12 protein-coding genes are annotated in these 14,755 nt (G+C 62.6%); 11 read left to right on the top strand and 1 reads right to left on the bottom strand.

Annotation, left to right across the window (positions count from 1 at the left end; genetic code table 11):
- The first annotated feature begins 5 nt into the window (after positions 1 to 5).
- From HJC04_RS07675 to murB, 8 genes are read left to right on the top strand one after another with little or no spacing between them, the layout of a single operon-like run.
- Positions 6 to 1,526, top strand: a complete 1,521-nt coding sequence (locus tag HJC04_RS07675; protein ID WP_221145560.1) for a UDP-N-acetylmuramoyl-L-alanyl-D-glutamate--2,6-diaminopimelate ligase — start codon at positions 6 to 8, stop codon at positions 1,524 to 1,526.
- Complete coding sequence (locus HJC04_RS07670) at positions 1,523 to 2,956, top strand: UDP-N-acetylmuramoylalanyl-D-glutamyl-2,6-diaminopimelate--D-alanyl-D-alanine ligase (RefSeq protein WP_221145558.1); 1,434 nt, start codon at positions 1,523 to 1,525, stop codon at positions 2,954 to 2,956. Before HJC04_RS07675 ends, HJC04_RS07670 begins: the two co-directional genes overlap by 4 nt.
- 22 nt (positions 2,957 to 2,978) lie before the next feature.
- Entirely contained in the window at positions 2,979 to 4,079 is a 1,101-nt protein-coding gene (gene mraY, locus HJC04_RS07665) for a phospho-N-acetylmuramoyl-pentapeptide-transferase (RefSeq protein WP_210630615.1), read from the top strand.
- Between the two features lie 7 nt (positions 4,080 to 4,086).
- Positions 4,087 to 5,499 carry a UDP-N-acetylmuramoyl-L-alanine--D-glutamate ligase gene (gene murD / locus HJC04_RS07660; RefSeq protein ID WP_221145556.1) on the top strand — a complete coding sequence of 471 codons (1,413 nt, stop codon included), beginning with the start codon at positions 4,087 to 4,089 and terminating at the stop codon, positions 5,497 to 5,499.
- 1 nt (position 5,500) lies between these two features.
- The gene (ftsW, locus tag HJC04_RS07655; protein ID WP_221145554.1) at positions 5,501 to 6,655 is read left to right on the top strand and encodes a putative lipid II flippase FtsW; all 1,155 of its coding nucleotides are present in this window, start codon (positions 5,501 to 5,503) and stop codon (positions 6,653 to 6,655) included.
- 6 nt (positions 6,656 to 6,661) lie between these two features.
- Complete coding sequence (gene murG / locus HJC04_RS07650; protein ID WP_221145552.1) at positions 6,662 to 7,786, top strand: undecaprenyldiphospho-muramoylpentapeptide beta-N-acetylglucosaminyltransferase; 1,125 nt, start codon at positions 6,662 to 6,664, stop codon at positions 7,784 to 7,786.
- On the top strand, positions 7,783 to 9,198 hold the full coding sequence (gene murC, locus HJC04_RS07645) for a UDP-N-acetylmuramate--L-alanine ligase (protein ID WP_210630618.1): 1,416 nt from the start codon (positions 7,783 to 7,785) through the stop codon (positions 9,196 to 9,198). The genes murG and murC overlap by 4 nt, the downstream gene beginning before the upstream one ends.
- Complete coding sequence (murB, locus tag HJC04_RS07640; protein WP_064810823.1) at positions 9,195 to 10,169, top strand: UDP-N-acetylmuramate dehydrogenase; 975 nt, start codon at positions 9,195 to 9,197, stop codon at positions 10,167 to 10,169. The genes murC and murB overlap by 4 nt, the downstream gene beginning before the upstream one ends.
- 3 nt (positions 10,170 to 10,172) lie before the next feature.
- Here murB and HJC04_RS07635 read toward each other — a convergent pair whose 3' ends face one another.
- Positions 10,173 to 11,102, bottom strand: a complete 930-nt coding sequence (locus HJC04_RS07635) for an SDR family oxidoreductase (RefSeq protein WP_221145550.1) — start codon at positions 11,100 to 11,102, stop codon at positions 10,173 to 10,175.
- Between the two features lie 448 nt (positions 11,103 to 11,550).
- Between HJC04_RS07635 and HJC04_RS07630 the strand changes: the two genes are divergently transcribed.
- From HJC04_RS07630 to ftsA, 3 genes are read left to right on the top strand one after another with little or no spacing between them, the layout of a single operon-like run.
- The gene (locus HJC04_RS07630; protein WP_210630620.1) at positions 11,551 to 12,477 is read left to right on the top strand and encodes a D-alanine--D-alanine ligase; all 927 of its coding nucleotides are present in this window, start codon (positions 11,551 to 11,553) and stop codon (positions 12,475 to 12,477) included.
- Positions 12,465 to 13,397, top strand: coding sequence for a cell division protein FtsQ/DivIB (locus HJC04_RS07625; RefSeq protein ID WP_210630621.1), 933 nt, complete (start codon positions 12,465 to 12,467; stop codon positions 13,395 to 13,397). The genes HJC04_RS07630 and HJC04_RS07625 overlap by 13 nt, the downstream gene beginning before the upstream one ends.
- Entirely contained in the window at positions 13,394 to 14,725 is a 1,332-nt protein-coding gene (ftsA, locus tag HJC04_RS07620) for a cell division protein FtsA (RefSeq protein ID WP_064803798.1), read from the top strand. The genes HJC04_RS07625 and ftsA overlap by 4 nt, the downstream gene beginning before the upstream one ends.
- Positions 14,726 to 14,755 lie beyond the last annotated feature (30 nt).

The raw sequence follows: 14,755 nt of genomic DNA, 5'->3' as shown, positions 1-14,755 counted from the left end.
TGTGAATGAATACCGACGCCGATTCGCGAGGGGTGAACCGGCTTCAAGAGAGAAAAGTGCGTTCGATGAAATTGCGAGACCTGGCCGGAGATCAGTTTCCGGAACTTGAAGCACAACTGGAAGGCCCGGCAGGCTTGCTTGATATCTCAGGCCTGTCTTCGGACAGCCGCAAGGTGGAACCGGGCAACGCTTTTGTCGCGGTCGCCGGCACCAGGGCGGATGGCGCGGGCTTCATCACGGATGCCGCCGGCCGTGGGGCCGCCGTCGCGATCACCTCCCAGGCTGTCGATGCTCCCATCCCGGTGCTTGCGGTCAAGGAGCCGCGCCGCTTCCTTTCCATTGCCGCCTCCCGCTTTTACGGCAGGCAGCCCGAGACCATGGTCGCCGTCACCGGCACGGCCGGCAAGACTTCCGTCGCCTCTTTCACCCGCCAGATCTGGGCACATGCCGGCCAGGCAGCCGCGATGATCGGCACAACAGGTGTCGTTTCGCCGACGCGCAATGAATATGGCGCACTGACGACGCCGGATCCGGTGTCGCTGCACAAACTGCTGGCGGAGCTCGCCGACGAGGGTGTTACGCATGCCTCGATGGAGGCTTCCAGCCACGGCCTCGACCAATGCCGTCTCGACGGCGTCAGGCTCGCCGCCGCAGCCTTCACCAATCTCGGCCGCGATCACATGGATTATCATCCGACGATCGAGGCCTACATGGCCGCCAAGATGCGGCTTTTCGATACGCTGCTGCCCAAGGGTGCCCCGGCCGTCGTCTTCGCGGACGATCCGTGGTCTGCTCAGGCCATCAAGGCGGCTGTCGATGCGGGTCACGACGTCCGCACCGTCGGGCGCAAGGGGCAATATCTGTCATTGAAACGCGTCGAGCATTTTCGCCACAAGCAGACGGCAGAGATCCATATCGGCGACGAGATCTTCGAGGTGGATATTCCGCTGGCCGGCGATTTCCAGGTCGCCAACGCGCTGGTTGCGGCAGGACTTGCCATGTCAACGGGAGTCGAGCCGAAGGTCGCGATGGCGGCGCTCGAGAAACTGGTGGGCGCGTCCGGCCGCCTCGAACTGGTCGGCCATACCAAAGATGGCGCACTCGCTTATGTCGATTATGCCCACAAGCCGGATGCGTTGGAAAATGTGCTGAATTCGGTGAGGCCATTCACCACCGGCCGTGTCGTCGTCGTCTTCGGCTGCGGCGGCGATCGCGACCGCGGCAAGCGGCCGATCATGGGTGAAATCGCCTGCCGCCTTGCCGATGTCGTCATCGTCACCGACGACAATCCGCGTTCGGAGGAGCCGGCTTCGATCCGGGCCGAGATCATGGCGGCAGCAGGTTGCGCCTCCGAGATCGGCGATCGCGCTGCGGCTATCCGCGAGGCGGTCGGCATGCTGAAAACCGGCGATACGCTGATCGTTGCCGGCAAGGGGCACGAGGAGGGGCAGACGATTGGGAGCGTCACACTGCCGTTCTCCGACCACGCGGAGGTGCGCAAGGCCTTGGAGGAACTGCAATCTTGAGCTGGCTCTGGACGACCGAAGACATGATCGCAGCGATGGCGGGGCGCCCCTTCGGCACGCTGCCCGAAGGCATCACCGGCATTTCCATCGACAGCCGCTCGATTAGATCAGGCGAAGCCTTCTTCGCGATCAAGGGCGACCGCGTCGACGGTCACGATTATGCTTCGATGGCAATGGCGAACGGGGCTTCGCTGCTGGTCGTCAGCGAGGCGAGGCTTCCCGCGATGGGTCGCCTGACGGTGCCGATGATTGTCGTCGACGACGTGCTCGCCGCACTCGGCCGCCTGGGAAAGGCTTCCCGCGAGCGCTCGCGGGCAAAGATCATCGCCGTCACCGGTTCTGTCGGCAAGACAACCACCAAGGAGATGCTGCGGCACGTGCTGTCGCCGTCGGGCAAGGTGCACGCCTCCGTCGCCTCCTTCAACAATCACTGGGGCGTGCCGCTGACGCTGGCGCGCATGCCTGATGATACGGATTACGGCGTCTTCGAGGTCGGCATGAACCATCCGGGTGAGATCCGGCCGCTGGTGGCGATGATCCGCCCCGATGTCGCGGTCATCACGACGATCGCGCCGGCCCATCTCGGCAATTTCAAGAGTATCAAGGAGATTGCTGCCGCTAAAGCGGAGATCTTCGAGGGGCTCGAGCCCGGCGGCCATGTCGTGCTCAACCGCGACAATGACCAGTTCAATTTCCTTGATCGAACGGCGCAGTCGCTCGGCATCGAGCATATTCATTCCTTCGGCCAACATGCCAAGGCGGAATTCCGGCTCGCGGAATTCAACGGCTCGGACGAGAATTCGACGTTGTGGCTGACGATCGGCGGCGAGACGCTGGAGGTCGCGATCGGTGCGCCGGGCCGCCATATCGCCGAAAATGCTCTCGCGGCGCTCGGCGTTGTCAGGGTCGTCGGCGCCGATATGGAAAAGGCGATCGGGGCGCTTGGGACGCTGCAGCCGGAAAAGGGCAGGGGCAAGCGCCACCGGCTGTCGATCGGCAGCGGCAGCTTCACGCTGATCGACGAGAGCTATAACGCCAATCCCGCTTCGATGCGCGCGGCGATCGCACTGCTGGCGGCCTCCGAGCCGACCGGCCGCGGACGCCGTATCGCCGTGCTCGGCGACATGCTCGAGATGGGCGAGTATGCTCAGAAGGTCCATAGCGATCTCGCCGTGCCGCTACTTGCGGCCGGCATCGAACATGTCTGGCTCGCAGGAGCAGAGATGGTGGCGCTGAAGGAATCGCTGCCGGAAAGCGTCCAGGTCGAATATAGCGAGAGGACGGACGAATTGGCGAAATATGTATTGAACTCGGTCGCACCGGGCGACGTGTTGATGGTGAAATCGTCTCTGGGCATCGGTTTCGGCAAGATCGTCGCCGCGCTCCTTGACAAGTTCCCAGCATTTGCCGACACGCAACGCGAACTTTGATCGGGTAAACAAGGGGCCCTGAATGCTGATCTGGCTTGTCGAACTGTCGGAATATTTCAAATTTCTGAATCTGTTCAGATATATCACTTTCCGCACAGGGGCCGCTCTCTTCACCTCCGCATTGATTGTTTTCCTGTTCGGGCCGACGATCATCAATTCGCTGCGCATCCGGCAGGGCAAGGGGCAACCGATCCGCGCGGACGGGCCGCAGACGCATTTCAAGAAGGCCGGCACGCCGACCATGGGCGGGCTGATGATCCTGGCCGGCATCGTCGGGGCGTCGCTGCTCTGGGCCGATCTTTCCAACGTCTATGTCGTCGCCACCTTGCTGGTGACGCTGGGCTTCGGCGCAATCGGCTTCTATGACGATTATCTCAAGGTGACCAAGCAGAGTCACAAAGGCTTTTCCGGCAAGGCGCGTCTCGGCATCGAATTCGTCATCGCCGGCATCGCGGTCTATTTCATGATGCGCACGGCCCTTGCCTCGGGGACCGCCGGTTCGACCTTCGGTTCCTCCATCGCTTTTCCCTTCTTCAAGGACTTCCTGATCAATCTCGGCATCATGTTCGTCGTCTTCGGCGGCTTCGTCATCGTCGGCGCCGGCAATGCCGTCAATCTGACCGATGGCCTCGACGGGCTTGCCATCGTGCCAGTCATGATCGCCGCCGCCTCCTTCGGCGTCATCGCCTATCTCGCCGGCAATGTGGTGTTTGCGAACTACCTGCAGATCAATTTCGTGCCCGGCACCGGTGAGCTCGCCGTCGTGCTCGGCGCCGTCATTGGCGCCGGCCTCGGCTTCCTCTGGTTCAACGCGCCGCCGGCCGCCATCTTCATGGGCGACACCGGCTCGCTTGCGCTCGGCGGCACGATCGGCACCGTTGCCGTCGCCACCAAGCATGAGATCGTCATGGCGATCATCGGCGGCCTCTTCGTCATTGAGACGCTGTCGGTCATCATCCAGGTCGGCTTCTTCAAGATGACCGGCCGGCGCGTCTTCCTGATGGCGCCGATCCATCATCATTTCGAGAAGAAGGGCTGGACCGAGAGCCAGGTGGTGATCCGCTTCTGGATCATCGCCGTTGGCCTGGCCCTGCTCGGCCTTTCGACGCTGAAGCTCCGGTGAGGCGGCGATGATCCCGGCCACGACGCTCAAGGACAAGAAGGTCGCGCTCTTCGGGCTCGGCGGCTCCGGTTTTGCGACTGCTCACGCGCTCGTCGCGGGCGGCGCCGAGGTGACCGCGTGGGACGACAATCCCGACAGCGTCGCCAAGGCTTCGGCGGAAGGCATCCGGACGGAGGATATGCACGTCATCGACTGGAGCCAGCAGGCGCTGTTCGTGCTGTCCCCCGGCGTGCCGCTCACCCATCCCAAGCCGCACTGGACCGTCGACCTCGCGCGGGCGGCCGGCGTCGACATCGTCGGCGACGTCGAGCTCTTCGTGCGCGAACGCCGCGCCCATGCGCCGGATTGCCCCTTCATCGCCATCACCGGCACCAACGGCAAGTCGACGACGACGGCGCTGATCGCCCACATCCTGGAATCCGCAGGCTACGACACTCAGCTCGGCGGCAATATCGGCACGGCGGTGCTGACGCTCGATCCGCCGAAGGCGGGGCGTTATTTTGTCATCGAATGCTCTTCCTATCAGATCGATCTGGCGCCGACGCTGAACCCCTCCGCGGGCATCCTGCTCAACCTGACGCCCGATCATCTCGACCGCCATGGCACAATGCAGCACTACGCCGACATCAAGGAGCGTCTGGTCGCCGGCAGCGATGTCGCAGTCGTCGGCATCGATGACAGCCATTCGGCGCTGATCGCCGACCGGATCGAGCGGGCAGGTGTCAAGGTGGTCCGGATTTCGCGCCGCAACGTGGTGGCTGAGGGCATCTATGCCGAGGGCACTACGCTCGTTAAGGCCGGCGGCGGCGCCATGCTGCCCTTTGCGGAGATCGACGGCATTCAGACGCTGCGCGGCAGCCACAATGCGCAGAATGCCGCCGCGGCCGTTGCCGCCTGCCTTGCCGTCGGGGTTTCCGCCGACGACATTCGTTCAGGCCTTACCTCCTTTCCCGGCCTCAAGCACCGTATGCAGCCTGTGGGCAAACGAGGCCGCGTCGTTTTCGTCAACGATTCCAAGGCGACCAATGCCGATGCCGCGGCGCCGGCGCTTTCGAGCTATGATCGCATCTACTGGATCGCCGGCGGCCTGCCGAAGGCTGGCGGCATCACGACGCTCGTGCCCTATTTCCCGCGCATCGCCAAGGCCTATCTGATCGGCGAGGCGGCAGCGGAGTTCGCCGCCACACTCGGCGAGGCCGTGCCCTACGAGATCTCCGGCACGCTGGAGCGCGCAGTCGCACATGCGGCGGCCGATGCGGAGCGCGACGAAGCTGCTGCTTCCGCCGTGATGTTATCCCCGGCTTGCGCAAGCTTCGACCAGTATAAGAACTTCGAAGTCAGGGGCGATGCCTTCGTCAGCCATGTGGCCGCCCTTGACGGAATGACGATGCTGATCGGTCCGGCAACAGGAGAGAGATGACATGGTAAGCCGCGCGGAACGTGGGCCTCTGGCCGATTGGTTCTGGACCATCGACCGCTTCTTCCTGGCGATGTTCATATTCCTGATGGGCATCGGGTTCATGCTGTCGTTTGCGGCATCTCCAGCTGTTGCCGAGCGCATCGGGCTCGAACCCTTCCATTTCGTCAAGCGTCATGCGGCCTTCATGATCCCGTCGATCGCCGTCATGCTCGGGCTGTCGTTCCTGACGCCGCGCCAGGTGCGGCGAACCGCGATCCTGCTCCTGATCATTTCGCTCGCCATGATGGTGCTGGTTCTCTTCGTCGGCCAGGAGGTCAAGGGCGGCAGGCGCTGGATCTGGATCGCCGGCCTTTCAATCCAGCCGTCGGAATTCATGAAGCCCGCTTTCGTCGTCGTCTGCGCCTGGCTGTTTGCCGAGCATGCGCGTCAGCCTGAAATCCCCGGCAATCTCTTTGCCATCATTCTGTTCGGCATCGTTGCGGCGCTGCTGGTCGCGCAGCCCGACCTCGGTCAAACCATCCTGACGACCGCCGTCTGGGGTGGCATGTTCTTCATGGCCGGCATGCCGTGGATCTGGATCATGCTGCTCGGCATCGGCGGCGCCGGCGGTCTGCTCAGCGCCTACTACGTCTTTCCGCACGTTGCGCTGCGCATAGACAAGTTCATGACCGGCGAAGGTGACACGTTCCAGATCGACACGGCGCGTGAGGCGATCATCCGCGGCAGCTGGTTCGGTCAGGGGCCGGGCGAAGGCATCGTCAAGCGTATTATCCCGGATGCGCATACCGACTTCATCTTCTCGGTCGCGGCCGAGGAATTCGGCATCGTCTTCTGCATGGCGCTCGTTGCGCTGTTTTCCGCGCTGGTGCTGCGCGGCCTCTCGCATGCCTATCGCGAGCGCAATGATTTCAACCGCTTTGCCGTCGCTGGCCTCGTGCTGCAGATGGGCATTCAGTCGATTATCAACATCGGCGTCAATCTTGAACTGCTGCCGGCGAAGGGGATGACGCTGCCGCTGATTTCCTACGGCGGCTCGTCCATGGTGGCGATCTGCGTCACCGCCGGCTTCATTCTGGCGCTGACGCGCCACCGCCCGGAAAAACGTGCGAAGGACCGGAGCCTCTTCCGCGTCCCGCACGGCATGCCCGCGGAGTAAGAGGTCATGAGCAAAGGCATCGTGCTGCTTGCCGCCGGGGGGACCGGCGGCCATGTGTTCCCGGCGGAGGCGCTGGCCTTCAAGCTGAGGGAGCGTGGTTATTCGGTGCATCTCGTCACTGACAGCCGGGCCGAACGCTACGCCGGCAAGTTCCCGGCCGAGGAGATCCATGTCGTGCCGTCGGCGACGATCGGCTCGAAGAACCCCGTTGCCGTCGCCCGCTCGCTGTGGACGCTGTGGAGCGGCATGCGAGCGGCCAAAAGGCTGATCCAGCGGCTGAAGCCGGTGATTGTTGTCGGCTTCGGCGGTTACCCCACCGTGCCGCCGCTGCTGGCCGCGACGCGGCTCGGCGTCGCCTCGATGCTGCATGAGCAGAATGCGGTCATGGGCCGCGCCAACAAGGCGCTGGCGCCGCGCGTCAGGGCGATTGCCGGCGGCTTTCTGCCGGAAAGTGGCGATGCTTTTTCCGATAAGACGGTTGCAACAGGCAATCCCGTGCGCCCGGCAATTCTTGCCGCAGCCGAGCAGCCTTACACGCCGTCGCATCCCGGTGAGCCCTTCAATCTCGTCGTTTTCGGCGGCAGCCAGGGCGCGCAGTATTTTTCCAAGGCCATGCCGACGGCGATCAGCCTTCTCGATGACGGTCTGCGCACACGGCTCAGGGTGACGCAGCAGGTGCGCCCTGAGGATATGGAAATGGTCAGCGGCTGTGTCGCCAAGCTGGAGATGGGAGCCGACATCGCGCCATTTTTCAACGATATGGCGGAACGTCTTGCACAGGCACATCTGGTGATCTGCCGCTCCGGCGCTTCGACCGTTTCGGAGATCTCCGTCATCGGACGCCCGGCCATTCTCGTGCCCTATCCGCATGCGCTCGACCATGATCAGGCGGCGAACGCCGCAGCACTGGCTGCGACCGGGGGGGCGAAGGTGATCTCTCAGTCTGAGCTTTCACCTGAGCGTATCGCCTCTATACTGAGCCATGTGATGAACGATCCGGACAAGCTTTCGCAGATGGCGGCGGCGGCCAAGCTCGCCGGGAAACCGAATGCGGCGAACTTGCTTGCCGACATGGTTGAGGCTATTGCCGCCGGCAAGACAGTCTCAGAATTCAAGAGGACACGCGCATGAAACTGCCGAAGGCGATCGGTCTCGTCCATTTTATCGGCATTGGCGGCATCGGCATGAGCGGCATTGCCGAAGTGCTGCACAATCTCGGGCACAAGGTGCAGGGATCGGATCAATCCGACAGCGCCAATGTGCAGCGACTGCGCGACAAAGGCATTGAGGTATTCGTCGGCCATCGCGCCGAAAATCTCGGTGATGCCGAAGTTGTGGTCGTTTCGACGGCGATCAAGAAGACCAATCCGGAACTTATCGCCGCGCGTGAAAAGCTGCTGCCGGTGGTACGCCGCGCCGAAATGCTCGCCGAGCTGATGCGCTTCCGCAATGCGATCGCCATTGGCGGCACCCACGGCAAGACGACGACCACCTCGCTGGTCGCCACCCTGCTCGAAGCCGGCGGGCTCGATCCGACCGTCATCAACGGCGGCATCATCAACGCCTACGGCACCAACGCCCGCATGGGCGAGGGCGAGTGGATGGTGGTCGAGGCCGACGAATCCGACGGCACCTTCCTGAAACTTCCAGCCGATGTCGCCGTCATCACCAATATTGACCCGGAGCACCTCGACCATTATGGCAGTTTCGACGCCGTGCGCGCCGCCTTCCGGCAATTCGTCGAAAACGTGCCGTTCTACGGCTTCGGCGTGATGTGCCTCGACCATCCCGAGGTGCAGGCGTTGGTCGGCCGCATCGAAGACCGCAAGATCATCACCTATGGCGAGAACCCGCAAGCCGACGTGCGTTTCAAGAATGTGCGCATCGACGGCACGCGCTCGATCTTCGACGTCGAGATCCGCCGTCGCCGCACCGGCCAGAGGACCGAGCTCAAGGGGCTGGTCATGCCGATGCCCGGCCGCCACAATATATCGAACGCCACGGCGGCGATCGCGGTCGCCAACCGACTTGGCATCTCGAGTGAAGATATCGCCAAGGGGCTTTCTTCCTTCGGCGGCGTCAAGCGTCGCTTCACGCTGACCGGCGAATGGAACGGGGTGCAGATCTTCGACGACTACGGCCACCATCCGGTGGAGATCAAAGCGGTGCTGAAGGCGGCCCGTGAATCCTGCAAGGGGCGCATCATCGCCGTCCATCAACCGCATCGTTACACGCGTCTCGCGAGCCTGTTCGAGGAATTCGCCGCCTGCTTCAACGACGCCGACAGCATTTTCCTGGCGCCCGTTTATGCGGCAGGCGAGGATGCGATCGAAGGGATCGACTCCATGTCGCTCGTCTCGCGGATTAAATCCGGCGGCCATCGCGACGCCCGCTTCCTCGCTTCGGCGGAGCTTCTGCCGCAAATGGTTGCGGAGGTTGCAAAGCCTGGTGATTTCGTGGTTCTGTTGGGGGCTGGGAGCATCACATCATGGGCGGCAGCACTGCCCAAGCAACTGGAAGGTCTATCGGGAAAGTCCGCATGAAACAGGTGAATGGGGAAAAGCTTCTGGCGTCTCTCGGAGACGGTGTAAAGGATATCCGCGGCCGTATCACGCCGGATGCCCCCATGGATCGCGTCACCTGGTTCAGGGCCGGCGGCCTCGCCGAACTGATGTTCCAGCCGCATGACGTCGACGACCTCATTGCCTTCCTGAAGATATTGCCGGAAGAGGTACCTCTGACGGTGGTCGGCGTCGGCTCCAACATCCTGGTGCGCGACGGCGGCATTCCAGGCGTTGTGCTGCGCCTCTCGGCCAAAGGCTTCGGCTTCGTCGAGCTTGCCGGCGAAAACCGCATCCTCGCCGGCGCCATCTGCCCCGACAAACACGTCGCGGCAATGGCGATGGACAACGGCATCGGCGGCTTCCATTTCTTCTACGGCATTCCGGGCGGTATCGGCGGCGCGGCGCGGATGAATGCCGGCGCCAACGGTGTCGAGACGCGTGAGCGGCTGATCGAGGTTAACGCCGTCGACCGCAAGGGCAACAAGCATGTGCTTTCCAATGCGGAGATGGGTTATTCCTACCGGCATTCAAAGGCACCCGCCGATCTGATCTTCACCTCGGTCCTGTTCGAGGGCTATCCGGAAGATCGCGCCCAGATCCGCGCCGAAATGGACGCTGTGCGCAATCACCGCGAGACGGTGCAGCCGGTGCGTGAAAAAACCGGCGGTTCGACCTTCAAGAACCCGCCCGGCCATTCCGCTTGGAAGCTGATCGACGAAGCCGGCTGCCGCGGCTTGGTGATCGGCGGTGCGCAGATGTCATCGCTTCACTGCAACTTCATGATCAACATGGGCCAGGCGACCGGCTATGATCTCGAATATCTCGGCGAGCAGGTGCGCCGTGAGGTCTTCGAGAAAGACGGCATCAAGCTCGAATGGGAAATCAAGCGCCTCGGCGTCTTCATGCCCGGCCGGGAAGTGCGCCCGTTCCAGGGCGTGACGAGCGAATAGGGCCTACTTCACTGCCAGTTTCAGCCCTTCGCGCGGGGTGACGACGGGCGACCAGCCCAGAACCTCACGCGCCCGGGATATGTCGACCTGTAGCGAACCGCAAAGGCGCTGGTAGACGGCTTCCTTCCCGGCTGCCTTCGCCGCCATGTGCAGCAGCGCAGGCGGGACGGGGACCAGCATCGGCTTGACGCCGAGTCCTGCGGCAACTCCCCTGATGAGCTCAGGCGTCGAGAGGTCCTCGCCATCTCCGGCAAGGAAAGTCTCGCCCGCGGCGGCGGGATGGTCAATGCAGGCGATGATCAGATCGACGAGATTTTGCACCGCGACCAATGTGCGGCGGTTCTTTAGTGAAGCGAAGGGGAGTGGCAGCTTCTTGCGGACAAGATTGACGAGAAGCGCGAAGTTGCCGCGTGCGCCGGGGCCATAGACCAGCGGCGGGCGGATGATGACGACTTCCATGCCGGTGCGTGCCGCGATTTCGCGCAGGCCGATTTCGCATTCCAGCTTCGAAATGCCGTAGGGATCAATCGGCTTCGGTGTGTCGTCGTGCCGGAACGGCCGGTCGTTCTCTTCTCCGTTGACCTTGATGGTGCTGACGAAGACGAATCTCTTCACGCCGGCGCGGGAGGCCTGTTCGGCGAGATTGAGCGCGGCGGCGGTGTTGACCCGGCGGAATTCCGCCAGCGGATCGGCTGCGCGGTCGTCCATGATGTGAACGCGGGCGGCGAGATGGATGATGACGTCGACGCCTTCAAGCGCGGCCTTCCAGTCGGTTCCGTCGGTAATTTCAATCGGAAAATGCGCTACCGCAGACGGAAAGGCAGAGGTCTTGGATCTCGTGGTGGCCACGAGCTTGCAAGTCTTGTCTGTGTGCAGCCGTTTGACAAGCGGACTACCGACGAAGCCGGCAGCGCCGGTGACGAGGCATCGCATGATTTTCTCCCTGCTCACCCATGCGCCTTCGCTAACCGGAAGCGCTATCGGCATCAATAGAAAAGCGGTGACGCCCGCGCGCCGAGGCGCTCTGCATTAATCAATTCGAGACGCCGGCCGCCGCCTCACTGTTGCCGGTATCCGGCTGAGAGATTGCATCCGATTCCCTTGGCTATCTCCATCGCGGGTGAGCGCAATTGGGTATGTCGTTGAACGGATGCGCTTTTTCACCTCCGCGCAGGTTCATTCCCGGACGGCGAGGGGTCGGTCGCACAATGAGCAAATGTTAAAAGGCCGCGAAACTCCGGGCTAACAGTTAACCAAAGTAAACACTTCATTAACCATAATGATGCTCTAATGCATGTGAGGCCCGGCAAAGGCGCGAACGACGTAGACAGCTTCGCGCAAGCGTCGATTTCAAAAGTGGAAGTTATTTTTGGGGGCGTTGATGAGTCGCAAGCATGTTGCTGTCCTGATGGGCGGATTTTCCTCGGAAAGGCCCGTCAGCCTTTCCTCGGGAAAGGCTTGCGCAGAGGCACTCGAAGCAGAAGGCTTCAAGGTGACCACGATCGATGTCGCCCGCGATGTTTCTGAAAAGCTTGCGGCATTGAGGCCCGATGTCGTCTTCAATGCGCTTCATGGGCCGTTCGGTGAGGACGGGACCATCCAGGGCATCCTAGAATATCTGGAGATCCCCTATACGCATTCAGGTGTGCTTGCCTCGGCGCTCGCAATGGATAAGGACAAGGCGAAGCGTGTCGCTGCCGCCGCCGGCATCCCTGTCGCCGAATCGCAGGTCATCAACCGTTTCGCCTTTCCTCCGACGCATCCGATAAAGCCGCCTTATGTGGTGAAGCCTGTGCGCGAGGGCTCGAGCTTCGGCGTCGTGATCGTCAGCGAAGATCAGGCGCATCCGCCGCAGGTCGTCAGTTCGCCCGAATGGCGTTATGGCGAAGAAGTGCTGGTCGAACGCTATGTCTACGGCCGCGAGCTCACCTGCGGCGTCATGGGCGAGACTGCGCTCGGTGTCACGGAGGTGGTGCCGCAGGGACACAATTTTTATGATTACGATTCCAAATATGCTGCGGGCGGTTCAAAACACGTCATCCCGGCGAAAATTTCACCGAATATTTACCAAAAAATACAAACATTGGCCCTAAGGGCGCATCAGGCAATCGGTTGTCGCGGCGTCAGTCGGTCCGACTTTCGTTACGACGATCGTTTCTCCGAAGACGGCGAGATCATCTGGCTGGAGGTCAATACCCAGCCAGGCATGACTCCTACCTCGCTCGTGCCCGAAATGGCCGGTCATGCCGGCTATTCCTTTGGTGAGTTTCTCCGGTGGATGGTGGAGGACGCGTCTTGTTTGCGTTGACGGTCAAAAGGATAGGGCGCCCCAGCCATCATGCCGTGCTTCCGATCGTGGAGGCCGAAGAGCGGTTCGTGCTGCCGCGTCCGCTGCGCCGCGTCACCCGTTTCCTGATCAGTCTCGGCAGCGGCCGCATCTACATTCCGGCCCATACCGGGACGGTGTCGGCGCTTGCCTTCCTGGTTGCGACCGGCCTCTACGGCATGTCGCTCGGCGGTCACACTGAAGCCGTCGCGCAGGCCACGACGACGGCCGCAGGTTTTGCGATCGAGGACGTAAAAGTCTCCGGAAATTCGGAAACCTCCGAAATCGAGATCCTGCAGCTGATCGGTCTCGACGGCACGACCTCGCTGGTCGCGCTCGACGTCGATGCGGCCCGCCGGAAGATCGCGCACCTTCCGTGGGTCGAGAATGTCGAGGTTCGAAAGGTCTATCCGAGGACGATCGAAGTGAAGCTCAAGGAGCGTGAGGCCTATGCGATCTGGCAGCACGGGCAGGAGCTTTCGCTCATCGAGAAGAACGGCAGCGTTATTGCGCCACTGCGTGACAACAAGTTTTCGTCGCTGCCGCTCGTCGTCGGCCGCGACGCCGAGACCGCGGCGGCTTCGCTCGGCGACGCCTTCTCGAAGTGGCCCGACGTGAAGGCCCGCGTGAAGGCCTATGTGTGGATATCGGGCCGTCGTTGGGATCTGCACATGGATAACGGCGTCATCGTCAAGCTGCCGGAAGACGGCATCGATCAGGCGCTGGCGACGCTTTCGAAGTTCGACAGGGAGCATCAGCTCCTGGAGCGGGACATCGCCGCGGTCGATCTGAGATTGCCCGACAGGACCGCGATCCAGCTGACACCGGAAGCGGCGGTCCGCCGGCAGGCGGCGGTAACGGAGCGTACCAAGGAATTGAAGAAGGCGGGGCAGAATATATGAGCTTGTTCGGTTCATCCCATTTCGGATTGCCGCGCCTGAAGCCGCTTTCGTCGAAGCGGTCGCATGTCGTTTCGGTGCTCGACATCGGCTCTACCAAGGTCGTCTGCATGATCGGCCGGCTGACGCCGCGCGAGGAAAGCCAGATCCTGCCGGGCCGCACGCACAATATCGAGATCATCGGTATCGGCCATCAGCGCTCCCGCGGCATCAAGACCGGCGTCATCGCCGATCTCGACGCGTTGGAAGGCGTCATCCGTCTTGCCGTCGATGCGGCGGAGCGGATGGCGGGGCTGACCGTCGAAAGCCTGATCGTCAACCTGACGGCCGGCCGCCTCGGCAGCGATATCTACACCGCGACGATCGACCTGGGCGGCCAGGAAGTCGAACTCAACGATTTGAAGAAGGTGCTGTCCGCCGCTTGTCAGCAGTCGCTGCGCCAGGACCGTTCGGTGCTGCATTCGCTGGCGACCGGCTTCTCGCTCGACGGCGAGCGCGGCATCCGCGACCCGCTGGCAATGTACGGCGATGCGCTCGGCGTCGACATGCATGTCGTGACCGCGGAGCGCTCGGCGCTGAAGAATCTGGAACTCAGCGTCAACCGCGCGCATCTGTCGGTCGAGGGCATTGTGGCGACCCCCTATGCATCCGGTCTTGCGGCTCTAGTCGACGATGAGGTCGAACTCGGCTGCGCGGCGATCGACATGGGCGGCGGCACGACGACGATTTCGGTCTTTGCCGAAGGGAAGCTCGTTCATACCGATGCCGTCGGCCTCGGCGGCCATCATGTCACCACCGACCTGGCGCGCGGCCTTTCGACCCGCATCGAGGATGCAGAGCGGCTGAAGGTCGTGCATGCCTCCGCACTCTTGAATTCCTCCGATGAGCGCGAGCTGATCTCGATCCCGCCAATCGGCGAGGACGATCGCGACCAGCCGTCTCAGGTGCCGCGGGCGCTGGTTTCGCGCATCGTATCGGCCCGAATCGAAGAGACGATGGAACTGATCCGCGACCGGATCCAGCGTTCCGGCTTCAGCCCGATCGTCGGAAAACGCGTCGTGTTGACGGGAGGCGCGAGCCAGCTGACCGGCCTTGCCGAGGTGGCGCGGCGCATTCTGGCCCGCAACGTCCGCATCGGCCGTCCGATGGGCGTCTCGGGACTGCCGACGGCGGCCAAGGGCCCGGCCTTTTCGACGGCCGTCGGCCTGATGATTTATCCGCAGGTCGCGGACATGGAGACACATGCGTCACAGAGCGGTCTGCTCATGTCGCTTGGGGGAAATAACAGCCGCATAGCCCGCATGGGCCAGTGGCTGAAGGAAAGTTTCTGAAATTTGCGTAATTGGCCGGCGTGGCGATGC

This window comes from Rhizobium sp. NLR8a (assembly GCF_019685235.1).
Classification (GTDB): Bacteria; Pseudomonadota; Alphaproteobacteria; order Rhizobiales; family Rhizobiaceae; genus Rhizobium.
Note: the sequence above shows the minus strand (reverse complement) of the source record. Positions and strands in the feature narration are given on the sequence as shown.

What these genes read in the sequence shown, in the direction of transcription:
- HJC04_RS07675 (WP_221145560.1), top strand. Translation starts at nt 6, where the DNA reads ATGAATACCGACGCCGATTCGCGAGGGGTGAACCGGCTTCAAGAGAGA.
- mraY (WP_210630615.1), top strand. Translation starts at nt 2,979, where the DNA reads ATGCTGATCTGGCTTGTCGAACTGTCGGAATATTTCAAATTTCTGAAT.
- murD (WP_221145556.1), top strand. Translation starts at nt 4,087, where the DNA reads ATGATCCCGGCCACGACGCTCAAGGACAAGAAGGTCGCGCTCTTCGGG.
- ftsW (WP_221145554.1), top strand. Translation starts at nt 5,501, where the DNA reads ATGGTAAGCCGCGCGGAACGTGGGCCTCTGGCCGATTGGTTCTGGACC.
- murG (WP_221145552.1), top strand. Translation starts at nt 6,662, where the DNA reads ATGAGCAAAGGCATCGTGCTGCTTGCCGCCGGGGGGACCGGCGGCCAT.
- murC (WP_210630618.1), top strand. Translation starts at nt 7,783, where the DNA reads ATGAAACTGCCGAAGGCGATCGGTCTCGTCCATTTTATCGGCATTGGC.
- murB (WP_064810823.1), top strand. Translation starts at nt 9,195, where the DNA reads ATGAAACAGGTGAATGGGGAAAAGCTTCTGGCGTCTCTCGGAGACGGT.
- HJC04_RS07635 (WP_221145550.1), bottom strand. Translation starts at nt 11,102, where the DNA reads ATGCGATGCCTCGTCACCGGCGCTGCCGGCTTCGTCGGTAGTCCGCTT.
- HJC04_RS07630 (WP_210630620.1), top strand. Translation starts at nt 11,551, where the DNA reads ATGAGTCGCAAGCATGTTGCTGTCCTGATGGGCGGATTTTCCTCGGAA.
- ftsA (WP_064803798.1), top strand. Translation starts at nt 13,394, where the DNA reads ATGAGCTTGTTCGGTTCATCCCATTTCGGATTGCCGCGCCTGAAGCCG.